Source organism: Nonomuraea sp. H19 (assembly GCF_052068215.1).
Classification (GTDB): Bacteria; Actinomycetota; Actinomycetes; order Streptosporangiales; family Streptosporangiaceae; genus Nonomuraea.
Window position 1 is genome coordinate 279,201 of the sequence record NZ_JBQHCV010000008.1, and the last position, 23,922, is coordinate 303,122.

20 protein-coding genes are annotated in these 23,922 nt (G+C 71.3%); 12 read left to right on the plus strand and 8 right to left on the minus strand.

The features are described 5' to 3' along the window. Nucleotides 1–46: 46 nt before the first annotated feature. The gene (locus ACTMTI_RS19970; RefSeq protein ID WP_441121913.1) at nucleotides 47–853 is read left to right on the plus strand and encodes a phytanoyl-CoA dioxygenase family protein; all 807 of its coding nucleotides are present in this window, start codon (nucleotides 47–49) and stop codon (nucleotides 851–853) included. Further along, nucleotides 850–1,110 (plus strand): hypothetical protein, encoded by a 261-nt coding sequence (locus tag ACTMTI_RS19975; protein ID WP_441121914.1) that lies wholly within the window; start codon nucleotides 850–852, stop codon nucleotides 1,108–1,110. Before ACTMTI_RS19970 ends, ACTMTI_RS19975 begins: the two co-directional genes overlap by 4 nt. Here ACTMTI_RS19975 and ACTMTI_RS19980 read toward each other — a convergent pair. Further along, on the minus strand, nucleotides 1,076–1,246 hold the full coding sequence (locus ACTMTI_RS19980; protein WP_441121915.1) for a DUF6203 family protein: 171 nt from the start codon (nucleotides 1,244–1,246) through the stop codon (nucleotides 1,076–1,078). The genes ACTMTI_RS19975 and ACTMTI_RS19980 overlap by 35 nt on opposite strands. Before the next feature lie 84 nt (nucleotides 1,247–1,330). Between ACTMTI_RS19980 and ACTMTI_RS19985 the strand changes: the two genes are divergently transcribed. The 4 genes from ACTMTI_RS19985 (at nucleotide 1,331) to ACTMTI_RS20000 (ending at nucleotide 6,304) form a co-directional block, all read left to right on the plus strand. Then, nucleotides 1,331–3,109 carry an aldehyde ferredoxin oxidoreductase C-terminal domain-containing protein gene (locus tag ACTMTI_RS19985; RefSeq protein ID WP_441121916.1) on the plus strand — a complete coding sequence of 593 codons (1,779 nt, stop codon included), beginning with the start codon at nucleotides 1,331–1,333 and terminating at the stop codon, nucleotides 3,107–3,109. A 34-nt stretch (nucleotides 3,110–3,143) separates the two neighbouring features. Further along, a complete protein-coding gene (locus tag ACTMTI_RS19990; RefSeq protein WP_441121917.1) occupies nucleotides 3,144–3,623 on the plus strand; it encodes a dihydrofolate reductase family protein in 480 nt (159 codons plus the stop codon). A 69-nt stretch (nucleotides 3,624–3,692) separates the two neighbouring features. Then, on the plus strand, nucleotides 3,693–4,961 hold the full coding sequence (locus ACTMTI_RS19995) for a PP2C family protein-serine/threonine phosphatase (protein ID WP_441121918.1): 1,269 nt from the start codon (nucleotides 3,693–3,695) through the stop codon (nucleotides 4,959–4,961). Nucleotides 4,962–5,101: 140 nt separating this feature from the next. Beyond that, complete coding sequence (locus ACTMTI_RS20000; protein ID WP_441121919.1) at nucleotides 5,102–6,304, plus strand: hypothetical protein; 1,203 nt, start codon at nucleotides 5,102–5,104, stop codon at nucleotides 6,302–6,304. On the opposite strand, the gene ACTMTI_RS20005 is transcribed toward ACTMTI_RS20000, so the two are convergent. Both ACTMTI_RS20005 and ACTMTI_RS20010 read right to left on the minus strand, forming a co-directional pair. After that, nucleotides 6,294–7,496, minus strand: coding sequence for an SGNH/GDSL hydrolase family protein (locus ACTMTI_RS20005; RefSeq protein WP_441121920.1), 1,203 nt, complete (start codon nucleotides 7,494–7,496; stop codon nucleotides 6,294–6,296). The genes ACTMTI_RS20000 and ACTMTI_RS20005 overlap by 11 nt on opposite strands. 65 nt (nucleotides 7,497–7,561) lie before the next feature. Continuing rightward, nucleotides 7,562–10,105, minus strand: a complete 2,544-nt coding sequence (locus ACTMTI_RS20010) for a beta-galactosidase (RefSeq protein WP_441121921.1) — start codon at nucleotides 10,103–10,105, stop codon at nucleotides 7,562–7,564. Between the two features lie 107 nt (nucleotides 10,106–10,212). Here ACTMTI_RS20010 and ACTMTI_RS20015 point away from each other — a divergent pair, with 107 nt between their 5' ends. The 5 genes from ACTMTI_RS20015 (at nucleotide 10,213) to ACTMTI_RS20035 (ending at nucleotide 17,278) form a co-directional block, all read left to right on the plus strand. Further along, complete coding sequence (locus tag ACTMTI_RS20015) at nucleotides 10,213–11,238, plus strand: LacI family DNA-binding transcriptional regulator (protein WP_441121922.1); 1,026 nt, start codon at nucleotides 10,213–10,215, stop codon at nucleotides 11,236–11,238. Then, the gene (locus ACTMTI_RS20020; protein ID WP_441121923.1) at nucleotides 11,235–13,226 is read left to right on the plus strand and encodes a beta-galactosidase; all 1,992 of its coding nucleotides are present in this window, start codon (nucleotides 11,235–11,237) and stop codon (nucleotides 13,224–13,226) included. Before ACTMTI_RS20015 ends, ACTMTI_RS20020 begins: the two co-directional genes overlap by 4 nt. Nucleotides 13,227–13,246: 20 nt before the next feature. Next, nucleotides 13,247–15,565: an alpha-xylosidase gene (gene yicI / locus ACTMTI_RS20025; RefSeq protein ID WP_441121925.1), complete on the plus strand. Its 2,319-nt coding sequence runs from the start codon at nucleotides 13,247–13,249 to the stop codon at nucleotides 15,563–15,565. Next, entirely contained in the window at nucleotides 15,562–16,953 is a 1,392-nt protein-coding gene (locus ACTMTI_RS20030; RefSeq protein ID WP_441121927.1) for a GH1 family beta-glucosidase, read from the plus strand. Before yicI ends, ACTMTI_RS20030 begins: the two co-directional genes overlap by 4 nt. Nucleotides 16,954–17,071: 118 nt before the next feature. Then, on the plus strand, nucleotides 17,072–17,278 hold the full coding sequence (locus ACTMTI_RS20035) for a hypothetical protein (protein WP_441121929.1): 207 nt from the start codon (nucleotides 17,072–17,074) through the stop codon (nucleotides 17,276–17,278). Nucleotides 17,279–18,207: 929 nt separating this feature from the next. On the opposite strand, the gene ACTMTI_RS20040 is transcribed toward ACTMTI_RS20035, so the two are convergent. The 3 genes from ACTMTI_RS20040 to ACTMTI_RS20050 all read right to left on the minus strand — a co-directional run bounded on the left by ACTMTI_RS20040 (nucleotide 18,208) and on the right by ACTMTI_RS20050 (nucleotide 20,977). Further along, nucleotides 18,208–18,708, minus strand: a complete 501-nt coding sequence (locus ACTMTI_RS20040; protein WP_441121930.1) for a hypothetical protein — start codon at nucleotides 18,706–18,708, stop codon at nucleotides 18,208–18,210. A 454-nt stretch (nucleotides 18,709–19,162) separates the two neighbouring features. After that, nucleotides 19,163–20,017 (minus strand): SAM-dependent methyltransferase, encoded by an 855-nt coding sequence (locus ACTMTI_RS20045; protein WP_441121932.1) that lies wholly within the window; start codon nucleotides 20,015–20,017, stop codon nucleotides 19,163–19,165. Between the two features lie 132 nt (nucleotides 20,018–20,149). Continuing rightward, nucleotides 20,150–20,977 carry an AraC family transcriptional regulator gene (locus ACTMTI_RS20050; protein ID WP_441121934.1) on the minus strand — a complete coding sequence of 276 codons (828 nt, stop codon included), beginning with the start codon at nucleotides 20,975–20,977 and terminating at the stop codon, nucleotides 20,150–20,152. Between ACTMTI_RS20050 and ACTMTI_RS20055 the strand changes: the two genes are divergently transcribed. Beyond that, on the plus strand, nucleotides 20,976–21,518 hold the full coding sequence (locus ACTMTI_RS20055; RefSeq protein WP_441121936.1) for a TIGR03086 family metal-binding protein: 543 nt from the start codon (nucleotides 20,976–20,978) through the stop codon (nucleotides 21,516–21,518). The two genes, ACTMTI_RS20050 and ACTMTI_RS20055, sit on opposite strands and share 2 nt — an antisense overlap. A 10-nt stretch (nucleotides 21,519–21,528) precedes the next feature. On the opposite strand, the gene ACTMTI_RS20060 is transcribed toward ACTMTI_RS20055, so the two are convergent. Both ACTMTI_RS20060 and ACTMTI_RS20065 read right to left on the minus strand, forming a co-directional pair. Then, nucleotides 21,529–22,623, minus strand: coding sequence for a serine hydrolase domain-containing protein (locus ACTMTI_RS20060; RefSeq protein ID WP_441121938.1), 1,095 nt, complete (start codon nucleotides 22,621–22,623; stop codon nucleotides 21,529–21,531). 342 nt (nucleotides 22,624–22,965) lie between these two features. Next, the gene (locus ACTMTI_RS20065; RefSeq protein ID WP_441121940.1) at nucleotides 22,966–23,844 is read right to left on the minus strand and encodes an alpha/beta hydrolase family protein; all 879 of its coding nucleotides are present in this window, start codon (nucleotides 23,842–23,844) and stop codon (nucleotides 22,966–22,968) included. Between the last annotated feature and the right edge of the window lie 78 nt (nucleotides 23,845–23,922).

Here is a 23,922-nt window from a genome sequence, read left to right on the forward strand (position 1 = left end):
GATTACAACCCACGACATGACATGTGCAGGATCGTACGTTCGAGGCATGCGAACCACTTTGCTGACTTCGGTGCAGGTGGCCCGGTTCGTCGCGGCCGGCTATCTGCGGCTCGACGGGATCGTCCCGGACGAGCTGAACGACCAGGCCATCGACGTGCTGGAGGCGGGCATCCCCGCGGTGCCGTACGGGACGCCGCTGAAGGAGGCCTTCCCTGAGGGGTCCTTCACCCGCAGGCTCATCGAGGTGCCGGAGGTCGCCGGAGCCCTGCGCTCCCTCGTCGGCACCGGCCCGACCGTCGACCACCACGCCGTGCACGTGCGCGAGCCGCGCGGCGGCGAGGCGCAGCCGCTGCACGCCGATGCCATCATCGACACGCGCATGGACGCCTTCGACGTCCAGTTGATGTACTACCCGCGCGAGGTCACCGAGGACATGGGCGGCACCCTGGTGGTGCCGGGCAGCCACCTGCGCCGCACCAACGAGAGCGACACCGGGCGCTACCAGAACCTGCGCGGCCAGACCCGCCTGACCTGCCCGGCCGGGACCGTGATGCTGCTGCACCACGGCATCTGGCACGGCGGCCGGCGCAACGACAGCGACCAGCGCCGGTACATGTTCAAGATCCGATTCAACCCGACCGTGCCGCAGGTGCGCCTGTGGGACACCTCCGACCTGGGCGACCCGGCCGTGGCCGCCGAGCTGAACCGGCGCTTCCCCTGGTACGAGCAGGCGACCGGGCGGCTGGAGATCTACAACCGGGTGCGCCTGTGGCGGGCGATGACCGCCGATCCCTCGTTCGACATCCACTACTGGACGACGCGCGTGAGCAACCGCCCCGGGAGGGTCGCATGAAGCAGCAGGTGCTCGTTCTCTACCTGGCCACCTCCGCGCTCGACGCACCCGTGATCGGCTGGTCCTCCTACGACGGCACCGGGCGCACCCATCCGACCGCGGGAGACGGGGACGAGCCGCCGTACGAGACCGGGGTGGACGCGCTCCGCGACGGCTGGCGGCTCTTCCAGGCGTCGCAGCTCATCCCGCCGTACCCCGGGAGCGAGTACGACACGTCGTTCCTCAAGCACGAGTTCTTCTTCGAGAAGCTGTCCTAGTGCGTCGCGGTGTGCCGTGTCCAGCGGCGCGCCGCCTGCGCCGCCGTCCCAGCAGCCAGCCCACCGCGAGGAACACCACGCCGATCGGCGTACGTGCCAGCCGGCGCAGCAGCATGGCTTTGAGGAACCGTTTCATGCGCTCCCCCTGCCCGCGGGAGGGCTTGCGACTCGTGGGTGTTGTGTGATGGTGTGCCGCAGCGCCATGAAGGAGGCTTGTGGCATGCCGTTCATCGTCGATCTGACCAGCGGGACCGTCGAACGCGAATTCCGCGCCGCCGAGCCGGGGCACTACGGCGGCTCCATACTCGGGCTGCGGTTGCTCGCCGAGCGTACGCCGGCCGGGCTGGATCCGTACGACCCCCGCGCCTTGCTGTTCGTGGCGGCCGGGATGCTGGGCGGGACGCGGGCGCCCGGGCTGGCCAAGTGCGTCTTCCTGGCCAAGTCACCCCTGACGGGGGTGGCCGGGGAGGCCCACGCGCTGGGGCCGTTCGCGGCCGCCCTGCGGGGCGCGGGCGTCACGGCCCTGGCCATTGCCGGACGTGCGGAAAGGCTCTCCTACCTGCTGGTCCAGGGTGGTGAGATCTCCTTCCACGAGGCCGGCGAGCTGCGCGGGCTGGGCACCGCCGCCACGACGGACGCGCTGCGGGCGCGGCACGGGCCGCAGGCGCACGTCGCGGCGATCGGCCCCGCCGGGGAGAACCTCGTCCGGTACGCGAGCGTCGTGACCGACTACGCCTACGCCGCCGGCCGGTACGGGCTCGGCGCGGTCTTCGGCGCCAAGAACCTCAAGGCGATCGTGTGTGCGGGTGAGGCCCCGGCCGAGGTCGCCGACCCGGACGCGATCGCCGCGATCGCCGCCTACTACCGGGACTCGCTGGCCGGCAATCCCCTGGCCGCGCTGCAGGCGAGCGAGCCCGGGTTCGCCGGGTGGGCCGGGGAGCCGCCCGCGCCCGGTTACGCCGCGGTCCGCAACTTCTCCGTGTCCGGGGCGCACGGCCTGCGGGTGCCGGCAGCCCGGGACTACGACGGGCGCGCGGTGGCGACCAGCGGCGCGTGTCCCGGATGCCCGAACGACTGCCTCAAGGTGTACGCCCCGCCGTCCGCGACCGAGCGCAGGTCCGGCGGGCTCGGGCAGGAGGCGTTCCTGTCGCTCGGGTGGAATCTCGGGATCGACGACCTCGACACCGTGCTGGGCGCGAACGCGCTCTGCGACGACCTCGGTCTCGACCCCGTCTCCGTGGGCGGGACGCTGGCCTTCGCCATGGAGTGCGCCTATCGCGGTCTGCTGCCCGGCGGGCCCGCGTTCGGCGACGCGGCGGCGCTGCCCGGGCTGATCAGGGACGTCGCGACGCGGGGCGGGGAGCTGGGCGACCTGCTGGCCGAGGGCGCGGCGCGGGCGGCCGGGCGGCTCGGGCCCGAGACCGCCCCGTACGCGATGACCGTCAAGGGCGCCGAGCTGCCCTGCTTCGACCCGCGGATCCAGCCGGGCATCGGGCTCGGGTACGCCATCGCGCCCAACGGCCCCCGCTACGACGCCCTGGAGCACGACCTCGACTTCGATCCCGTCGCCGGGCTGGCCTACAGCTTCCCGGAGGCCGCGCGGATCGCCGTGGAGCCCGCCCCGGCCGCCGAACTCGACGCCGAACGGGGCCGGCGCACCGCGCGGCTGCTGCGGCTGTGGAGCGGGCTCGACGCGCTCAATCTGTGCGTCTTCGCCTCCTCCCCCACCAGGCCGCTGACCATCGACCACCTGACCGCGCTGGTCACCGCCGTGCTCGGCGCGGACTTCACCCTGGAGGACCTGCTGGCGGCCGGGCAGCGGCGGCTCGACGAGCTGCGCGCGTACGCCGAGCGCGAGGGCGTGGGCTGTCGCGACGAGCTGCCTGCGCGGATGCACGACGAGCCGGTCGCCGAAGGGCCCCACAAGGGCGCCGTGCTGGACCGGGAGGCGTTCCGGCAGGCCCGCGACGCCTTCTACGAGGAGCTCGGCTGGCGCTGACCGCCTGAGACCGTCCGCGCCCCCGTGGACCGGTGTGGGTTCGACGACGCGGCCCGCGCTCGGGCCCAATCCCCTGGTGGACGACCTCATCGGCCAGATCGGCGCACTGCTCGTCGGCAACCGCACCTTCCGCGGCGACGACCCGCACCGGGGTACGGACAAGGAGGGCGAGGCGTTCGGCGGCGGATGGGCCGGGCCGCAGTTCGTGCTGACCCACCACATTCCCGACACCCCGGTGCCGGGGATCACCTTCGTCGGTGACCTCGGCAGCGCCGTCGCGGCGGCCAAAGAGGCCGCGGGCGGCAAGTACGTCAACGTCCTCGGCGCCGCCACCGCCAGGCAGTGCCTCGAGGCGGGCGTGCTCGACGAGATCCTGGTGATCATCGCCCCCGTCCTGCTCGGCGACGGCGTGCGCCTCTTCGACCAGCCGGGCGGGACCAACGTCAAGCTGGAACGCGTCAGCCTGACGCACGCGCCGCACGCCACGAACCTCTGGCTACGCGTCGCGGATTGAGCCTCTGACCACGAACGTGTGGTGGCGGGCGGGCCGGATGACCAATGTCGGCCGGGGTAGGGGTCACCTGTGGGAGCGGAGGGGGCGAGAGCGGTGCAGAGCGACGGCGAGCGGATGCTGGGCGGCCTGCTCGAAGCCACGCACCTGGCCGCGATGGAGGAGCTGCCGGCCCTGGTCTCCGAGCACGCGCGGCTGATCGGCTTCTCCCAGACGATGATCTACGTGGCCGACCTGCAGGGGCTGTTCCTGGTGCCGCTGCCGGGACAGCGCGACGCGGCCGGCGAGCCGCTCGAACCCATCAGGATCGACAGCACGATGGCCGGGCGCGCGTTCCGTAACCTGGAGATCGTCCAGGCCAAGCACGGGCCGGACCCCGCGGTGCCCGGGCCCGCCGGGGCGGGCGCGACGCCGCGGCGGCTGTGGGTGCCGCTGCTGGACGGCACCGAGCGGCTCGGGGTGCTCGGCGTGACCGTGCCCGAGGCCGGGGAACTGGCCGAGTGGCGGGCCAAGCAGCTGGCGTCGCTGGTCTCGGTGCTGGTGATCAGCAAGCGTCCGCACAGCGACTCCTACGCCCGCCTGGTACGCGCCCGGCCGATGACCCTGTCGGCGGAGGTCATGTGGAACCTGCTGCCGCCGGGCACGTTCGCCGACGACGACGTGGTGGTTAGCGCCGCGCTGGAGCCCGCCTACGAGATGGGCGGCGACGCCTACGACTACGCGATCGACGGCCGTAGCCTGCACGTGTCGCTGTTCGACGCGATGGGACACGACACGTCGGCCGGGCTGACCGCCACCGTCGCCATGGGGTCGTGCCGCCACAACCGCCGCCAGGGCATGGACCTGCCCACGATCAGCGAGGCCATCGACGCGGCGATCAAGGAGCAGTTCGCCGGCCGGTTCGCCACCGGCATCATCGCCTCCCTGGACCTGCGGGAGGGGTTGCTGAGCTGGGTCAACCGCGGCCACCATCCGCCGTTGGTGATCCGCGGCGGCCGCTGGGTGGCCACGTTGGAGAGCGTCCCCTTCCCCGACCCGCCCATGGGCTTCGGGCTGGAAATGCCCACCGCTCTGCGCCACTACCAGCTGCAGCGCGGCGACCGGCTGCTGTTCTACACCGACGGCATCATCGAGGCCCGGAGCCCGGACGGGGAGCCGTTCGGGCTGGAGCGCTTCGCCGACTTCATCGTCCGCCACGAGGCCGACGGCATGTCGGCCCCGGAGACGCTGCGCCGGCTGATCCAGGCCATCCTGCGGCACCAGAGCGGCCGGCTGCAGGACGACGCGACCGTGCTGACGGTCGAATGGAGCAGCCGGCGCCGTTACCAGCTCACTCTGTGATCAGAGGTTCTCGTCACGGGTGGTCCGGCCGGCATTACCATCTCCGGGGCTTTCACCGGTGTGGCGGGGAGGTTGCCAGGACGGCCCTCGGGTAGGCCGCGTTCCGGATGTTTCCCACCGGCTCAAAGGAGCGCCGCCACATGCCCTTCAACCCACTGCAGGAGCGGGGTGTCCCGCTGGACGAGCAGCTGCGCGACTGGCGCGAGCTGAACGTCACGCCCATCGACCCCGATCACGCCGATCCGTACACCCGGTGCCGGATCATCACGATGAACGGGATCGAGGTGGAGGCGATCATGTTCAGCCATCAGCTCGCCCGCCACTGCCCGGACACGGACGTGCGGCGGCAACTGGCCCAGGTGCGCTATATCGAGGCGCAGCAGCAGAAGGTGGTCAACTGGCTGCTGCCCGGCCTGGCCTCGGTGCTGGAGACCACGATCGCCTACGAGCAGGTCGCGGTGGATCTGACCGCGTGGGTGGCGCGGATGGAGCCGGACTCGTATCTGCGGCAGGCCTACCAGTTCGGGGTGCTGGAGGATTTCGATCACCTCTACCGGTACGCCAACCTGTACGAGATGATCGAGCGCCGCAAGGCCGAGAAGATCGTCGACGGGCTCACCGAGGTGATGCCGGGGCGGCCGACGTACCTGCATCACCGCGACCCGATCGACAACGTGCGCGAGCCGTACGACAGGAGCAGCACCGCGCCCATCAGCAAACTGCACGCGCTGACGATCATGTCGGCCGAGCAGCAGACCATGAACTTCTACATGAACGTCGGCCCGACCTACATGGAGCCGATCGCGCGCCAGCTCTACCAGGAGATCGGCCTGATCGAAGAAGAGCACGTCACCCACTACGAGTCACTCGTCGATCCGGGTGAGAGCTGGTGGGAGATGCTGCTCAACCACGAGTACAACGAGTGCTACCTGTACCACTCGTTCATGGAGACGGAGTCCGATCCCAAGGTGAAGCAGATCTGGGAGCTGCATCTCAACATGGAGCTGGAGCACCTGCGGCTGGCCGCCGAGCTGTTCAAGCGGTTCGACGGGCGCGAGCCGGAGCAGGTGTGCGCTCCCGAGTTGCCCGTCCCGGTGACGTTCGAGCCCAACAAGCGCTACCTGCGGGATCTGCTCACCACGCAGATCGACTACACCACCCTGGGCACCGGATACGTGCAGGAGGCCCACGAACGCTTCCAGCGGATGCAGGAAGCGATCATGGGCGGCGAGAAGCCGCCGTCCGAGCGGGTCATCGACGACAACCGCGCCAAGTCCGGCCAGGAGTACCGGCTGCAGACCGAGGGCGAGCACCCGGTCCACAGCCTGGCGCTCACTCGCTGAACAGGCCGGCTGGTACGGCGTCGGCCAGCGCCTTGTATCCGGCCGGGCTCAGGTGCAGGCCGTCGCCCTCGTCGTAGGCGGCCAGCAGCCGCCGGGGCTCGGCCGGGTCGCGTACCGCCCGATCGAAGTCGATCACGGCGTCGAACCGGCCGCCGGTGCGGATCCACTCGTTGACCGCCTGCCGGGTCGCCTCGCGGTGTCCCCCCGGATCGTCGTAGGGGTCGTTGCCACCGAAGGGGGTGAGCGTCGCCCCGTACACCCGGAGATCCCGCGCGTGGGCGCGGACCACGATCTGCTCGTAGGCGGCGGTCAGCGCGTCGGCGAGCTCCCGCTGGGCGGCCGGGGTGGGCTCGGCCGTGCCGATGTCGTTGACGCCTTCGAAGACGATCAGCCAGCGGGCGGCGCTGCGGGCCAGCACGTCGCGGTCCAGCCGGGCCAGCGCGCTGGGGCCGAGCCCGTCGGCCAGCACCCGGTTGCCGCCCGCCGCCTGGTTGGCGACGGCCACGCCCGCCGTGCGCGGGTCGGCCCGCAGCCGGTCGAAAAGCTGGTCGGGCCAGCGGTCGTTGCCGTTGGTGGTGGAGCCTCTGCCGTCGGTCAGCGAGTCGCCCAGCAGGACGAGCGCCGCGCCGGCGGGCTCGGACCACACCTCGACGCCGCTGAGGAAATACCAGTGATCGACGGGGGTCGCCCCCGTCAGGTCCACCGCCTCGGCCTGGTCTCCCGCCGCCAGGTAGGAGGTGGTCCTGGAGCCGGGGTGCGACGTGACCGCGCCCGATTGCCCCCGGGCCAGGTAGACCGTCACCGCCAGCACGGACGCCGGGGCCGCCGGGAGGTCCAGCGGGTCGGAGACGATCTGCGCCCCGGCGGGCACCACGGCGGACGACCGGCCGGAGAACGTCACCGGCCGCGCGGTCCCCGGCTGGACCGCGCTCACCCCCGCCGCGCCCCCGGCAGGCGACGCGACGGAAACCCGGGTGATCGGCAGCGGCGCGCTCCCGAACGCGTTGGAGAACCGCAGCCGTATCCGCCGCCCGCCCACCGACACCCGCACGGTCTGCCGTACGGTGCTGTCGGCCAGGACCAGATCGTCCTTCGCGTACGGCGGCGGGGGCAGGTTGTCCGGCTCGGTCGACTGCGGCATCGCCGTCCACGTGTCGACCCAGTGGCCGCCGTGCGATGGCGTCGCGCCCATGGGTACCGCCTTTCGTGATATTTCCGCCGGAAAGTATGCCTGCTGCCCGCCTGCCGGGGCGGCGCTCACTTCGCGTCGAGCACGCTCCGCGGGACCGGGACGAACGTCGCCGAGCGCAGCTCCAGCGTGCCCCTCCTGGGGCGGGCCTGCGGGGAGACGTACACCGGCGCGTCGTCGGGGAACGGCAGCAGGCGCAGCTCGACGGCGCCGTGCTTCAGCAGCTCCGCGCGGAAGCGGCGCAGGCCGATCTCCCAGGGCGGGCCGTACCAGAACTGGTCGGAGACCAGGCGGCCGCCGATGTAGGCGCGGCCCACGTCGCCGGACCAGTCGAGGCGCAGCAGCACCTCGTCGTCGCCGTCGAGCAGGCCGGCGGGCACGGGGACGCGGTAGACGGCTGCGGCGCCGGCGAAGTCGGCGTCGGCAGGCGCCGACGCCCGGCCGGAGTTCGCGTCGATGACCGTCCTCCTGGGCGGCCCGGCCGCGGCCACCTGCTCGACGACTGCCGGGACCGGCTCGGCGGGGGGCGCGGGCAGATCGAGAACGCCGAAGACACCGTCGCTCGCCTGGCCGGTCCCGGCGATCGGCGAACCGCCGGCCGCCTGACCGGTCCCGGCGATGGCCGAGCTGCCGGCCGCCTGGCCGATCCCGGTGCGCGTCGAGCCGCCGGCCGCTGTCAAGGGCGGGTAGACGCGCAGCCGGTCGCCGCCGGTTGCGCCGCCGTAGAGCACCAGCCGGTCGCCGTCGATGACCGCCGGGCGGGGGCTGAGGATCAGGCGGTCGGCGCCCCACACCCGGCCGCGCGTGGCGGTGAGCGCGTCGGCCTCGTTCAGCACCAGCACGTGCGCCACGGAGCCGTCGGCGGCGGTGACGCGCAGCAGGCAACCCGGGCCGGGCCGCAGACCACGCACCACCACCTCGGCACCGTCCCGCGTCACGGTCACCGACTCCGGGCCGTTCTCCGCCGCGGTCGCAGGGCCACCGGCCATCGGGTCGCCGGTCGCAGAGCCGCCGGTCACAGGGCCGCCGGTCGCAGCGTCCTCGAGCGCGGGGCCGTCGATCTCGGCGACCGTGGCGGCGTCGAAGACCAGCTCGGCCGGGATGCCCGCGACCTGAGCGAGCACCAGGACCGGCCCGTCGAGCGTGCACACCGGCTGAGCGGAGGCCGCCAGCAGGGTGCTCGCACCGACCGGCCGGGCGAGCGGCCACACGAAGTACGCCCCCGCCGGCACGGTGACGGGCCGGCGGGGCACCATCAGCTCCCGGCCGCCCAGCGTGACCGCGAACTGGACGCCCTCGTGCGAGGGCAGCGTCTCGACCGGCTGATGGTTGTTGACGAACAGGAACCCCGAGCGCCCGTCCGAGCGCACCGACCAGCGCAGCGCGCTCCGGTCGGCGGTGTCATCGGGCGCGTCCTGCGGCATGGCCAGCGTCATCGGCGCCAGATCGGCGCCGTCCGAAGCCAGCCACAGGTGCAGCAGCCGCAGCCGTGCGTACGCCTCCCGGAACTGCCCGAACTCCCCCAGCGGCGCCTGGAAGTCGTAGGTGATCACCGGGCAGTCGTTGGGATAGCCGGTGGCGTGCGACTCCTGCAGCGTGCTCAGCTCGCCGATCTTCTGCGAGGCGCCGTGGTACATGTAGTAGCCCTGCCACACCGACCCGCTGCCCAGTTTCACCAGCGACAGCGCCGCCACGTCATCGGCCGTGACGATCGGCCTCCGGTGGTAGGAGGTGTACATGCCGCCGCCCAGCTCGCAGGTGGCGAAGGGGTAGCGCGCCAGGTGGCCCTCATCGGACCCGGCGGTCTCGGTGGTGCGCAGGTCCGCGCCGATCGAGTCGTCGTCCCGTCCGGGGCCGAAGAAGTAGTGCGCCCGGCTCTGCTGCGGCCACCCGTCGTGCGCGGTGTCCCAGGCCGCCTCGGCGTACCCGCCGAACAGCGGGATCACCTCGTCCGGCGGCAGCTGCGCGTGGCCCCAGCCGGTGGCCGTCCACAGCGGGGCGTCGATGCCCGCCTCCTTGGCCATGCGCTTGAGCGTGAACAGGTGCCCTGGCTGGTCGTACAGCTCGTTCTCCAGCTGCACCGCCACGATCGGTCCGCCGTCCCGTCTGGTCAGCCCGCCGAGCTGGAGACCGATCTGCGCGAAGAACGGCCGCACCAGGGCCAGGTAGCGCGGGTCATCGGTGCGCGGCACGCACTCCGCGGCCAGGAGCCAGTCGGGGAAGCCGCCGTTGCGCGACTCACCGTGCCCCCACGGCCCGATCCGCACGACCGCGTCCAGCCCGGCCTCGGCGCAGGTCTTCACGAAACGGCGCAGGTCGCGGTCGCCGCTCCAGTCGTAGCGGCCGCGGCGCTCCTCGTGCAGGTTCCAGAAGACGTACGTGGCCACGGCGGTCACCCCGCCCGCCCGCACCTTCAGCAGCTCCTCGCGCCACTCCGCGGCCGGGTAGCGTCCATAGTGGAACTCCCCCATGACAGGGAACCACGGGCGGCCTGCCCGCCACAGGTGGCGCGAATCCGCTGTGATCGCGTCCGGCAGGTGCGACTCCTCCCCCATGGCGAGATGCCCGCGGGCCGGCGGCTCGGGTGTTCCTGGGATGGCGACGGTCAGCACCCGCCGATCGTAGCGGCGTTTTAGGCCGTCCGATTTAACACCATTGACATCTCCGCAAAACGAACCCTACGTTGTGCGAAACGTTTCGACAACCGCTCCGGAGTGGAATGTCCTCACTACGAGATGTCGCCGAGCAGGCGCAGGTGGCGGTCAGCACCGCCTCCGCCGCGCTCAACGGCACCCGCCCGGTGGCGGCGGCGACCAAGCGGCGCATCGAGCAGGCCGCGGCCGAGCTCGGTTACCGCCCCAACCTGCTGGCTCGGGGCCTGCAGAGCAAGCGGACCCGGATCCTGGCGCTGCTGTTCCCCGCACCGCACAGCGGTTTCGGGCTCACCGAGATGCAGTTCGCGACCAGCGCGGCCGAGGCGGCCAGCGAGCTGGGCTACCACCTGCTGCTGTCGCCCGAGAGCGCCGAGCCGATCGAGGAGCTCCGCCACATCACCGGCTTGGGGCTGGTGGACGGCGTGCTGCTGATGGAGGTGCGCCTCGACGACGAGCGGCCGGAGTTCCTGTCGCAGGCAGGGGTACCGTTCAGCATGATCGGACGGACGCGCGAGCCGGGCTCGATCGACTACGCCGACATCGACTTCGCGGAGACGGCCAGGGAGGCCGTGGCGCACGTGGCCGGGCTGGGGCATCGCGAGCTGGCCTTCTTCAACCTCTCGGCCGACGCGTACGCCGGCGCCTATGGCCCGGCGATCCGCGCCGGCGAGGAGTTCGCGGCGGCCGCCCACGCGGCCGGGATCGGCTACGTGGACGGCTTCCGCCCGGGCTCGGCCGAGGAGGGCCGGGCAGCGTTCGAGCGGCTGATCGCCGAGCATCCCGAGGTGACGGCGCTGGCCGTGATGGACGACCATGCGGCGGTCGGGGTGATCGCGGGCGTGGCGGCGCGCGGCTGGCGCATCCCCGACGATCTGACGCTGATGCTGGTGCTGTCGTCGGCCCAGGTCGCCCAGATGTTCCACCCGAAGCTGACGACGCTGGAGCCGCCCAGTGCCGAGCTGGGCAGGCTGGGCGCGCGGATGCTCATCGACCGGTTGCAGGGCGACGGGCCGCCGCAGCAGCGGCTCGTGCCGTGTCTCCTGGTGGCGGGCGACAGCTCGGCCCCGCCTCGCCAGAGGAGCGGCTCATGACGGCGCGGCTGGGGATGCACACGCTGACCCGCGATCGTGGCCTGCTGTTCGGCGGGGACTACAACCCCGAGCAGTGGCCGGAGCACGTGTGGGCCGAGGACGTCGAACTGATGCGGGCGGCAGGGGTCAACCTGGTCACCGTCGGCGTGTTCAGCTGGGCGCGGATCGAGCCGGAGCCGGGCGCGCGCGACTTCGGCTGGCTGGACCGGGTGCTCGGCTTATTGAGTGCGGCCGAAATCGCGGTGGATCTGGCCACGCCCACCGCCTCGCCGCCGCCGTGGCTGGGGCACCGCTGGCCGGAGACGCTGCCGGTCGACGAGTCGGGGCACCGGCTCTGGTACGGCTCGCGCAACCAGTTCTGTCCCTCGTCGCCGGTCTACCAGGAGCGGGCGCTGTCGCTCGTGACCGACCTGGCCGACCGGTACGCGGGCCACCCGGCACTGGCCCTCTGGCACGTGGGCAACGAGTACGGCCAGGTCTGCCACTGCGACGAGTCCGCGGCCGCGTTCCGCACCTGGCTGCGCGAACGCCACGGCGACCTGGACGCGCTCAACGAGGCGTGGGGCACCACGTTCTGGAGCCAGCGCTACAGCGAATGGGACGAGATCGTCACCCCGCGCCGCGCCCCGTACCTGATCAACCCGGCGCAGCAGCTCGACTGGTGGCGTTTCTGCTCCGACGCGCTGCTCGCCCACTACCGGGCCGAACGCGACATCCTGCGCGAGCGCACCCCGGACACGCCGATCACCACGAACTTCATGGGCCTGTTCAAGCCCGTGGACTACTGGTCGTGGGCCGGCGAGGAGGACGTCGTCTCCAACGACTGCTACCCGGACCCGGGCGACCCGCTCTCCCCCGCCCGCACGGCGCTCACGCACGACCTCATGCGCGGCCTCGCCGGGGGACGGCCGTGGCTGCTGATGGAGCAGTCCACCAGCGCCGTCAACTGGCGCCCGCACAACGTGCCCAAGCCGCCCGGCCAGTTCCGGCTGGAGTCGCTGCAGGCGGTGGCCAGGGGCGCGGACGGGCTGTGCTACTTCCAGTGGCGGGCCTCCCGCTTCGGCGCCGAGCGGTTCCACGCCGCGATGGTGCCGCACGCGGGCCCGGACACGCGGCTGCACGCCGAGGTCCGCGCGCACGGCCAGGAGCTGCGCAGGCTCGCGTCCGTGGCGGGGCAGCCAGTGCCCGCGCAGGTCGCGATGGTGTTCGACTGGGCGAGCTGGTGGGCGCTGGAGGAGCGCGGCCGGCCCAGCGACCGGCTCAACGCCACCGATCAGCTCCTCAGCTACTACCTGCCGCTCTGGGAACGCGGCGTGAGCGTGGACCTCGTGCCGCCCTCCGCCGGCCTCAGCGGCTACGCGCTGGTCGTCGTGCCGAACCTCTTCCTTGTGAGCGATGCGGACGCGGCGGCGCTGACGGAGTATGTGCGCGGCGGAGGGGTGCTGGTGGTCGGGCCGTTCTCCGGGATCGTCGACGAGCGGGCGCACATCCGTACCGGCCGGTTCCCCGCGCCGCTTCGTGAGGTGCTCGGCGCGTCCGGCGAGGAGTGGCTGCCCGCTGCTGAGGACACGCCCTGCCGGTGGGCGGACGGCACCGAGTTCACCGCGCATACCTGGACCGAGCTGATGGCCGCGGAGGGCGCGGAGGCGGTGGCCGAATTCACCGAGAGCGGGCGTCCCGCCGTGCTGCGGCACCGTACCGGGGAGGGTGTGGCCTGGTACGTCGCGACGATGCCCGAGCCGGCCGCGCTCGGCGAGCTCACCGCGCGAGCGCTGGCCGACGCGGGCGTGCGCGGCGCCGTGCCCGGGCTGCCGCCGGGCGTCGAGGCGGTACGCCGCGGCGACGTGCTGTTCCTTCTCAACCACGGCGCCGAGGCGGCGAGCGTGCCCGTCTCCGGCCCGGCCGAAGACCTGCTGACCGGGGCCGCGGCCGACGGCCCGGTCACGCTGGCGCCACGCGCGGTCGTCGCACTGCGCGTCCAGGGCTGACCCCGAGAGAACGGATGCGGATGAAGTTCAAAGACGGCTACTGGCGGATGCGTCCCGGGGTGCGGGGCGACTACGCGACCGCGGCCTACGACGTGACCGCGGAGGCCGCCTCGCTGCGGGTGCTCGCGCCGACCCGGCCGATCACCCGGCGCGGCAACACCATCGACGGCCCGGTCCTGCGGGTGGACGTGTCGTCGCCGATGCCGGACGTGATCCGTGTCCGCACGGTGCACTTCGCCGGGTCCGTACCGGGCTCCCCCGCCTTCGAGGTACGTGACGAGGCGCCGGACGTGGACATCGCCGTGGACGCCGAGACCGCCGCCCTGACCAGCGGCGCGCTGACCGTGCGGCTGCGCAGGGACGCGCCGTGGGAGATGGCGTTCAGCGCCGGTGGGCGCGAGCTGACCCGCAGCGGCGGCAAGAGCCTGGGCATCATGCACGACCCGGACGACCGCCATTTCATGATCGAGAACCTGCGGCTGTCGGCCGGGGAACTCGTCTACGGGCTGGGCGAGCGGTTCGGCGCCCTGGTGCGCAACGGGCAGTCCGTCGACATCTGGAACGAGGACGGCGGCACCAGCAGCGAGATCGCCTACAAGAACGTCCCCTTCTACCTCACCAACCGCGGCTACGGCGTGTTCGTCAACCATCCCGGGCGGGTGTCGTTCGAGGTGGGCTCGGAGACCGTGTCGCGGGTGCAGTTCAGCGTCGAGGGCCACGACCTGGAGTACCTGATCATCCACGGGCCGACGCCGGCCGACATCCTGCGCCGCTACACGGCGCTGACCGGCCGGCCGGCGCTGCCGCCGGCCTGGTCGTTCGGGCTGTGGCTGTCCACGTCGTTCACCACCGACTACGACGAGGCCACGGTGACGTCGTTCGTGGACGGGATGGCCGAGCGGGACCTGCCGCTGAGCGTGTTCCACTTCGACTGCTTTTGGATGCGGCAGTTCCGGTGGTGCGACTTCGAGTGGGATCCGGAGGTGTTCCCGGACCCCGAGGGCATGCTGCGCCGGCTCAAGGAACGCGGGCTGCGCGTGTGCCTGTGGCTGAACCCGTACATCGGGCAGGCGTCGAAGCTGTTCGACGAGGCGATGGCGGCGGGCCACCTGCTGCGCCGGCCGGACGGCACGGTATGGCAGGATGACCACTGGCAGGCGGGCCGGGCACTGGTGGACTTCACCTCTCCCGCGGCCCGCGAGTGGTATGCGGGCAAGCTGCGCGGACTGCTCGACATGGGGGTGGACGCGTTCAAGACCGACTTCGGCGAGCGCATCCCGACCGACGTCGCCTACGCCGACGGATCCGATCCCGCGCGGATGCACAACTACTACAGCCTGCTCTACAACCAGACCGTCCACGACGTGCTGGCCGAACGCGGCCCGGCCGTGGTGTTCGCCCGGTCGGCGACGGTGGGCGGGCAGCGGCTGCCGGTGCACTGGGGCGGCGACTGCGAGTCGACGTTCGAGGCGATGGCCGAGTCGCTGCGGGGCGGGCTGTCGCTGGGGATGGCCGGGTTCGGGTTCTGGAGCCACGACATCGGCGGGTTCGAGGGGCGGCCCGCTCCGGCCGTGTTCAAGCGGTGGGTGGCGTTCGGGCTGCTGTCGTCGCACAGCCGGCTGCACGGCAACGGGTCGTACCGGGTGCCGTGGCTGTTCGACGAGGAGTCGGTGGACGTGCTGCGCTCGTTCACGCGGTTGAAGGCGCGGCTGATGCCCTATCTGTACGGGGCCGCGATCCAGGCCACGACGGACGGGCTGCCGGTGATGCGGGCCATGCAACTGGAGTTCCCCGGCGACCGGGGCTGCGACTACCTGGACGCGCAGTACATGCTGGGGCCGGACCTGCTGGTGGCGCCCGTCCTGTCCGACGAGGGCGATATTTCGTACTACGTCCCTGAAGGGGTGTGGACGCGGCTGCTGGACGGCGGGACCGTCACCGGCCCCGGCTGGCGTAGCGAGCGGCACGGGTTCGACAGCCTGCCGCTGCTGGTGCGGCCCGGCACGGTGCTGCCCGTCGGGGCGCACGAGGACCGGCCCGACTACGACTACGCCGACGGCGTCACCCTGCAGGTCTACCAGCTCGCCGACGGAGCCTCCCGCACCGTGACCGTGCCCACTCCGGACGGCGGCGTGGGCGCGGTGTTCGAGGTGTCCCGCTCCGGCGACCGGGTACGCGCCCGCCGCGTGGCGGGTGACCCCGCGCACTGGAGCCTGCTGCTCGCCGGGGTGCGCGAAGCCCGGCACCCGAACCTGGAGACGACGCCCGGCGGCGTGCGGGTCGCCGCGGACCCCGGAACCGACGACATCGAGATCACCCTTGAAGGAGCAGCAGTATGACCACCTTTCCCGACAACTTCCTGTGGGGCACCGCCACGGCCGCCTACCAGGTGGAGGGCGCCTGGGCCGAGGACGGCCGCGGCCCGTCGATCTGGGACACCTTCTCCCACACGCCGGGGCTGGTGGCCAACGGTGACACGGGTGACGTGGCCTGCGACCACTACCACCGTCTTGAGGAGGACCTGAACATCCTCGCCGGGCTGGGCGTGGGCGCGTACCGGTTCTCCATCTCCTGGCCGCGCGTGCAGCCGGGCGGTCGCGGCGGCCTCAACCGGCCCGGCGTGGACTTCTACGACCGTTTGGTCGACGGCCTGCTCTCGCGCGGCATCGCCCCCGTGGCCACCCTCTACCACTGGGACCTGCCGCAGGAGCTGGAGGACGCGGGCGGCTGGCCGCACCGCGACACCGCGCTGCGCTTCGGCGAGTACGCCCGGCTCATCGGCGAGGCGCTCGGCGACCGCGTGCACACCTGGATCACCCTGAACGAGCCGTGGTGCAGCGCCTACCTCGGCTACGCCTCCGGCGTGCACGCCCCCGGCCGGACCGAGCCGGCCGCCGCGCTGGCCGCCGTGCACCACCTCAACCTCGGCCACGGCCTGGCCGTCCAGGCGCTGCGCTCGGTCGCCGCCCCGTCCGCGCAGATGTCGGTCACGCTCAACCTGCACCACGTGCGCGGCGTGTCCGAGCGCGACGCCGACGCGGTGCGCAAGGCGGACGGGCTGGCCAACCGGGCGTTCCTCGGCCCGATGCTGGAGGGCGCCTACCCGCGCGACCTCATCGCCGACACCGCCTCCGTCACCGACTGGTCGTTCGTGCTCGACGGCGACGAGGCCACCGCGTGCCAGCCGCTCGACGTGCTCGGCGTCAACTACTACAACCCCACGCTGGTGCGCCAGTGGGACGGGGGCGGTGCGCGGGAGACCGCCGACGGGCACCAGGACGGCGCCGCCTCCCCGTGGATCGCCTGCGAGGACGTCGAGTTCGTCCAGCAGCCCGGCCCGTACACCGAGATGGGCTGGAACATCGACGAGACCGGCCTGACCGAGCTGCTGCTGCGCCTGCACCGCGACTACCCGTCGATGCCCATGATGATCACCGAGAACGGCGCCGCCTTCGCCGACGTCGTCGACGCCGACGGCCGCGTCAGGGACGAGCGGCGCGTCGACTACCTGCACCGGCACCTGTCGGCCGTCGCCGAGGCGATCTCGGGCGGGGCGGACGTGCGCGGGTATTTCGTGTGGTCGCTGATGGACAACTTCGAGTGGGCGCACGGCTACTCCAAGCGGTTCGGCATCGTCCGCGTGGAGCCCGGCACGCTGCGGCGTGTCTGGAAGGACAGCGCCCACTGGTACCGCGACGTGGTCGCCGCCGGCAAGCTGCCCGGCTAGGTCTCGGAGGCAGAGCGGGTGTGACGCCCGATTGCGCGGGCCCATGCTGCGGGCCCGCGCCCGGGAAATTCGCTGATCGGCTCTCGTCAGGCGGCTGGATCCTCGCCATCCTGGGATCGTGACGGACGGCGACGGCGGCGACACCGTCCACCTCGGCGACGACGCCGACCTCGTAGCCCTGTACGAGATGGCCGTGGGCGTCATGCTGCTGCCCGCACTCGCCGGCTTCTTCCAAAGCGCCGCCGCGGTCAAGGCGCCCGGCCTGCGGCGAGGACCTGGTCAAGGAGACGAACGTCAAACACGGCCTGGCTGGCCCTCTGCATGACCTGGTGAGGCGGGCGGCTGAGGCGGGCCACGGCGACCACAGCATCTCGGCCCTCACTGAGGTGCTCAGGAAGCGGAAGCAGCCGGCATCATAAAAACCTTGAATTCCGCCGGACCTCCATGCCTTTACCGCCGTTGCAGCCATCCCCGATATCGCCCTCAAGGCCCGCAATTTTCGGCCGGACTTGACAATTTTCGGCCAGTCCAGAGAGGCTCGCCCACCGGCCTGACTGCTGTTCTTCCAGGTAGCGCCAGTTTGTTAATGCCGACGCCAAGCGGCATCGCGTACGGATGTAGATTTAATTTTCCCGCATTTGCGGCGTTTTTTGGACTCCTGCCTCCCCGATGAATCTTGACGTGAAGCCGCTGTCCGCTCATAGGCTGGAGTGAAAGTCCAGAGCGAAAAAAGGTGCAAACACCAGCGAAATCGCGCACAAGAAGAAAGGTGCCATGTGATGTTCAGGCGACCGATGGCATGGCTGGCGGCCGTCGTGGCTGCGAGCGTGATCGCACAAGGCGGTGTTGGATTCAGCACCGCAATGCCCGCCGGCGCGGCGACAGGCGGCCAGGCAACCGCACAGGCTCAAGGCGCCATATGCCACGCCCCTTGGCACGCAGGGCGGGGCTGGCGGAGGGTCTGGTGGAGGCCAAATCGCTGTGGGGATCAGAGCCCCTGCCCGTATGTGCGCCCGATACGGTTCTGCGACCCCAGCAGGTGACGATGAGGTCGGTCTACGTTCGCGTTCTGAGGGACGGTTCTGAGGCAGCCGCCGCTCCGCCGCCCAAGCGGCCGGCGCGGCCACCCCCACCCGCGCGTGCTCCCGGCGCCCATGCCCGTCGTACGCGCGGCCGCCGCCGTGGCCGAGCGCACGGCCCGTGCCGACGTGCCCGCGTTCAACCGTGACAAGGCCCGCGAGATCGCTGGCTACGTCAGCTGACGCAGTCCTGGTAGTCGATCTTGAGGGCCAACCCGACGAGCTTGCCGTCGGTTTCCGGGAAGAAGGAGTAGTAGGCCTTGGAATTGCCGGGGACGGAGACGTAGGGGATGCCGCCCGGCGACATCTTCAGCCGCGGATAGGCCTTCCTGACCTGCTTCATCGTGGAGCCGATGCCGATACCCCGGGGCGTTTTGACGCCCTTGGGCGCGAAGATCACGGCTACGCCGAGCTTCTTGGAGATGTACAGGCTCACGCTGTTCTTCTTGGTGGGGTGTGCCGTGAAGCCCCACCCGGAGCACGACTCCGCCCCGGCGGGCCGCTTGAGCACGATCTTCCCGGTCGCCTTGGCTTTCTTCGCACTCATGCCGAGCTTGATCGTGCCGTAACCGTACGGCCCTAACGTGGGCCTGCCGGTGGTCGTCTGCGCGAGCGCGGGCGTGCCGGTGATCAGCAGCGCCGCGCCGGCCAGCACCGCGACGAGCGATTTCCTCATGTCTGGTTGGAGTGCGGCGGGCCGGGAGAAGTTCGGCGAACCCCCGGTCGAGCCTTGAGCAGTACATGGCGGGGATCGCACCGCCGGGCTGGGTGACTTGTAGCGCTTGTCTGAGGTTCTGGCCGGGGTGGTCGCGGGCCGTGCCGGTTCCACCCCGTGGGGGTCATATTTCGGCCGCGAAGGGTATCAACGTGGATACCGATCGTTCTGGCTGCGGGCACGGCGCTGGTGACGGCCATGGCCACCGATGCCTGGCCGTGGCCCGCGACGGCGCGGTTGCACCTTGGCGGTTCGGGTCCAGCACTCGCGAGGTACGGGATCCGTCGATCCTGGAGAAGGTGGACATCCTCCCCCGCTCGTCGGCGGCGTCGCGCGGGAGGACCTTCGCAAGCAGGACGAGCCCCGTCGCGAGCCGCACAGGGACTCGTCTCCTTCCGCGCCACTTGACCGTGCATCAGGGCTTGCGGGCCACGGCTCCCACGAACGTGTGGTACGTGATGCCCGGCGTGGCGTGATCCCCCTCGTCGGGGCGCCACTCCGGGAGCGGCACCAGGCCGGGCTCCAGCAGTTCGAGACCGTCGAAGAAGCCGAGAAGCTCATCCCGGGTACGCCAGCGACCGGTGCCGAGGTTCTCGTTGAAGATCTTCTCCGCCGCGTACGCCTGCTTCGACACCTCGGGGTGGGCCTCGCCCGGGTTGTGGAAGTGCGACATCACCACGTGGCTGCCCGGGGCGAGGGGCGCCACCAGCCTGGCGAGGATGCCACCCGGGTCCTCGTCGTCGGCCAGGTGGTGCAGGATCCCGAACATCAGCAGCCCGACCGGTTCGCCGAAGTCGATCAGGGCGCGCGTCTTCGGGTCGTCGAGGATCTTCTCGGGCTCGCGGGCGTCGGCCTCGATGACCGTGGTGCTGGCGTCCGCGGCGAGCAGCGCCCGGCCGTGGACCAGCACGATCGGGTCATGATCGACGTAGACGACCCGCGCGCCGGGCGTGACCGCCTGGGCGATCTCGTGCACGTTGCCCTGCGTCGGCAGCCCCGAGCCGATGTCCAGGAACTGCCGGATCCCCGCCTCCCCGGCCAGGTGGCGGACCGTGCGCCGGAGGAACTCCCGGTTGGCTTTGGCCGCCTCGGGCGCGTCCGGCGCGACCTTCAGCGCCAGTGCGGCCACCTGGCGGTCGATCTCGAAGTTGTCCTTGCCACCGAGCATGTAGTCGTAGACACGGGACACGCTGGGCTTGGTGGTGTCGATCCCGGATGGCGCGCTCTCGGGCACTGTCCGCTCCTCGAATCGGGGGGTGTCGAGGCTCATGATCCTAACCCGGCGCCGTGAGAATCCCAGCGATCAACGCTCCTGGTCCATGCGTTGAAGACACTGGGCGCCGTTCGCTCCTCGAATCGGCGGTGCGCGCCGAAGGCGACGGCCTCACAGTGGACGTCGGTATCAGGACTGGTTTCTGAGCCGGGCGTAGGCCGCGGGTGGCATGCCGACCGCGGCGGTGAAGTCGCGGGTCAAGTGAGCCTGGTCGGTGTAGCCGAGCTCGGCGGCGAGCGTGGCGAGGGCGAGGCCCTGGTAGACCCGCTCCGCGGCCTCGTGCAGCCGGAAGCGGCGGATCACCCACTTGGGGCCGATGCCGACATAGTCCCGGAACACCCGCTGCAGAGAGCGCACCGACCGCCCCGACCTGGCGGCCAGCTCGTCGACCCTGGTCACGGACACGTCGCTCTCCGCCATCTCCACCAGTGCCGCGACCTCTTCCGCCAGAGGATCCCGATCCGGCCCCAGACTCAGCAGGAACCTCTCGATGAGTGCGAAGGCGGCCTGGGCGTCGGGCTCGGCCAGGGCTTGCTCGACCAGGGTCGCGCCGGCTGCGCCGTACATCTCGCCGATCTCCACGAAGCGGCCGGTCAGCTGGGAGACGGGACCGCCGAGGAACGGCCGGAAGCCGCCGGGGCGGAAGCGGGTGCCGAGCACGCGGCCGCTGCCCCGCATCGTGTAGGAGAACCCGCCCTTGATCACCCCCGCGATCTGGTGGAAGTCGTGGGTGATCGTCATGTTGACGGTGGGGTGCGAGACGATGCGCTGTTCGTACGGCTCGGCGAGGTCGGTCCACGTGACGACCCAGAAGTGCTCCACATACGCCGAAATTTCCGGGGATGGCGCCTGGCGGGCGAAATCGAAGGCGTTGAGCCCCTCGTACGGGTTGACCCAGCCGCGCTGTCGCGTTTTTACAAGCCGCGCCTCGGGCAGGCGGGGCACGATGGCTGCCATGGAAGACATGATGCCGCTGATGACGCACGCCACCGAACGGACCGCGGGATTGGTGGGCGCGGTGCGGCCGGAGCAGCTCGGGTTCTCGACGCCATGCGAGAAGTTCGACGTCAAGGACCTGATCAACCACCTGGAGTGGGTGGCGGAGATGTTCGAGTCGCTGGCTCACCAGGGGCCGAGCGTCGAGCAGGGACTCTACGCGGGCGACTTCCCCGCGCGAGCGGAGCGCACGCTGGCCGCCTGGTCGCGGCCCGAGGCCTGGGAGGGGGCCAGCCCCGCCATGGGCCTGCCGATGACCGCGCTGGCCCACATGTACCTCGTCGACATGGTCGTGCACGGCTGGGACCTGGCCAGAGCCACCGGTCAGGAGTACGAGCCGCACCCTGAGGCCGTCTCGCGGGCGCTGTACTTCACTGACCAGATGGTGGAGATGGGCAGGCAGCGCGGCGTCTTCGGGCCGCCGGTGGCAGTGCCGGACGACGCCCCGCAGTTCGACCGCCTGCTCGGCATCATCGGCCGGGATCCGGCCTGGACACCGTGATCACCGACACTCAGTCCTCCCCCACAACGGTCAGGTCGTCGCCGAGGGCGGCGGCGATCTGGGCGGCGCGGGAGTGGTCGTCCAGCCGGCGCGTCAGGTAGGCACAGGCGTGGTGGTGCTTGAGCGACCACCAGGCGGCCGAGCCGCCGATACCACCCTTGGCGATCTTGCCACGGTCGCGGACGAAGCCCAGCGTCCAGGTGATCCTCGTCCCGAACACCTCGTCGAAGTCCGTGACCTGGGAGGCCAGCAGCTCGGCGTGCAGGTCGGGCCCCAGCAGAGCACGCACCGGGCTGTCATCCACGGCGAGGCGGGAGAAGAACTCCGCCGTCGAGGTCGCGCTCGTGTGCAGGTTGACCGCACCGAAGACCGCCTGCCGCCAAGCCCTGGAGTTCGTCCGTCCGGTGTCCAGGGCCCCGGCGGGAATCTGCAGCCACGGCGCGGCATGCAGACGGCGCGGCCACTCGGGGTCGGCGTACTCCAGCTCGGCGATGCGCTCCAGCGCGTCATCCGGCACGCCGAACCAGGCGTCCAGGGCCAGCGCGGGCCGCACGACCTCGTTGAACATCTCTCCCAGGGTGGTGCCGGCCGCCGCGCGCAGGACGCCGTCGACCAGATGACCGTAGGTCAGCGCATGCTCCCCGAGCGACGTTCCGGGAACGTACTCGGGCGCCGCCCGCACCAGGCTCTCGCGCAGCGCGGCGTCGTCCAGCAGGTCCAGGCCCGCGGCTTCGGCCGGGAAACGCGGCTGCCCCGCGCGGTGGGTGAGCACGTGGCGTAAGGTGGTCGACTCCTTGCCCCGCGCCCCGTATTCGGGCCAGTATCCGGCTATCGGCTCGTCCAAGGCGAGCGCACCGTCGCGTACGGCCACCAGAGCCGCGAGCGTCACGAACGCCTTCGACAGCGAATACGGCATGACAAGGGTGTCGGCACGCCAGGGGCGACTCCGCCCGGCATCGGCCCATCCCCCGCTCAAGCGGACGACCTCACGGCCCGCCCGCCAGACCGACACGCCCGCCCCGGTCTCCCGGCCGTCGTCGACCAGTTGCTGAAAGACCTGACGCACTCCCTCGTACCCGTCCGCGACGAACCCCTCGACCTTCACCGCGCCCTCCCCCTTGTCACTACAGCGACGAACCTGCGCGGAGCGCAACCGGCCAGGCGCCATTCAGAGGTGGCGCCGACACCGTCTTGATCTGCATGGAGCGCTCTGGCGCTGTCAGTGCCGCGTTGCGACCGGGTCGTCTCAAGCCGGGCAACCCGCCCGGTTGTCTCCGCCACGTCGCTCACCTCGCATTCCCGCATCGTGTCCCCACTCTCCCCAATATACCTAGTGGGGGTATTTGGGCAAGAGCCTCGACAGGCGGGGTCTGACGGCCCGGTGCGCTCGGACGGCCTCCCGCCCCGGTGGGGATGGGAGGCCGTCAGAGCCGGGTGGAGCGTCGCGTCACGAGTGAGGGCAGGTGTCGCGATACTCCTCGATCGCGCTGCCCCGCGGCGCCGGGCAGAGGAACGGCTCATACCGCATGTCGTCGTCCACGAACCTCTTCAGCCACGCCACCATGTATTTCCCGGTCGTGGTGTCGGTCGTCAGTGGGAAGAGGTGACTCGCGCTGTTGAGCTCCAGGTAGGCCTTCTCCGACGAGGCGGGGATGCTCTGGTAGAACGGCTCGGAGTGGCTCGACACGGGAGCGACCGAGTCGGTCTCGCCACCGATGATCAGGGTCGGCACCCGCACGTTCGACCAGTTCTTGGTCGTGTGCCACGGTGCCAGCGGTATGGCCGCCTGCAGTTGCGGACGGGTCACGACGGCCTCCAGCGACCCTCCGCCGCCCATCGAGTGACCTGCGACGGCGAGCCTGGAGGCGTCGACGCGGCCGCGGACCGCCGTCGGGCTGTCCTCCACCAGCCAGTCCAGCGCGGCCAGGAGCTGGCGGCCTCGGCTGGCGGGCTGGTCGGTACGGCTGTTGGTGTCGATGCCGATCACTACGAACCCGTGGGAGGCGATTCGCGGGCCGAGCCAGTCGATGCTGGACCACGAGGCGGTGTATCCGGGAGAGATGGCGATCGCGCCGAACGTGCCCTGGCTGGTGTCGTTGGGGTAGTAGACGCGCCCCCCGCCGAATCCGCTCACGCTGAGCGGGGAGACCCGATCCTCGGAGGTCGTGAACGGGCCACGGCTTGCTTCCAGGAGGGCGTCGGTGGGGTTGGGGCCACGCTCGTACGGGCCGGCGGCGTGGGCGGCCGGTGCGACGGTGAGGGCGCCACATGCCAGGACCACGGCGGTGGCGAGCTTCGTGATGGTTCTCGCGGCAGAGAGAGACACGTGAACTCCGAGTTCGCTGGGGGTAACCGCTTTCCGTCGACATTGTTGAGTTCGGCGGTCAATGTCCGCATCGGCGGA

What these genes read in the sequence shown, in the direction of transcription:
- ACTMTI_RS19970 (WP_441121913.1), top strand. Translation starts at nt 47, where the DNA reads ATGCGAACCACTTTGCTGACTTCGGTGCAGGTGGCCCGGTTCGTCGCG.
- ACTMTI_RS20050 (WP_441121934.1), bottom strand. Translation starts at nt 20,977, where the DNA reads ATGGCAGCCATCGTGCCCCGCCTGCCCGAGGCGCGGCTTGTAAAAACG.
- ACTMTI_RS20015 (WP_441121922.1), top strand. Translation starts at nt 10,213, where the DNA reads ATGTCCTCACTACGAGATGTCGCCGAGCAGGCGCAGGTGGCGGTCAGC.
- ACTMTI_RS20020 (WP_441121923.1), top strand. Translation starts at nt 11,235, where the DNA reads ATGACGGCGCGGCTGGGGATGCACACGCTGACCCGCGATCGTGGCCTG.
- ACTMTI_RS20030 (WP_441121927.1), top strand. Translation starts at nt 15,562, where the DNA reads ATGACCACCTTTCCCGACAACTTCCTGTGGGGCACCGCCACGGCCGCC.
- ACTMTI_RS20055 (WP_441121936.1), top strand. Translation starts at nt 20,976, where the DNA reads ATGGAAGACATGATGCCGCTGATGACGCACGCCACCGAACGGACCGCG.
- ACTMTI_RS19985 (WP_441121916.1), top strand. Translation starts at nt 1,331, where the DNA reads ATGCCGTTCATCGTCGATCTGACCAGCGGGACCGTCGAACGCGAATTC.
- yicI (WP_441121925.1), top strand. Translation starts at nt 13,247, where the DNA reads ATGAAGTTCAAAGACGGCTACTGGCGGATGCGTCCCGGGGTGCGGGGC.
- ACTMTI_RS20000 (WP_441121919.1), top strand. Translation starts at nt 5,102, where the DNA reads ATGCCCTTCAACCCACTGCAGGAGCGGGGTGTCCCGCTGGACGAGCAG.
- ACTMTI_RS20045 (WP_441121932.1), bottom strand. Translation starts at nt 20,017, where the DNA reads ATGAGCCTCGACACCCCCCGATTCGAGGAGCGGACAGTGCCCGAGAGC.
- ACTMTI_RS19980 (WP_441121915.1), bottom strand. Translation starts at nt 1,246, where the DNA reads ATGAAACGGTTCCTCAAAGCCATGCTGCTGCGCCGGCTGGCACGTACG.
- ACTMTI_RS20005 (WP_441121920.1), bottom strand. Translation starts at nt 7,496, where the DNA reads ATGGGCGCGACGCCATCGCACGGCGGCCACTGGGTCGACACGTGGACG.
- ACTMTI_RS20040 (WP_441121930.1), bottom strand. Translation starts at nt 18,708, where the DNA reads ATGAGGAAATCGCTCGTCGCGGTGCTGGCCGGCGCGGCGCTGCTGATC.
- ACTMTI_RS19975 (WP_441121914.1), top strand. Translation starts at nt 850, where the DNA reads ATGAAGCAGCAGGTGCTCGTTCTCTACCTGGCCACCTCCGCGCTCGAC.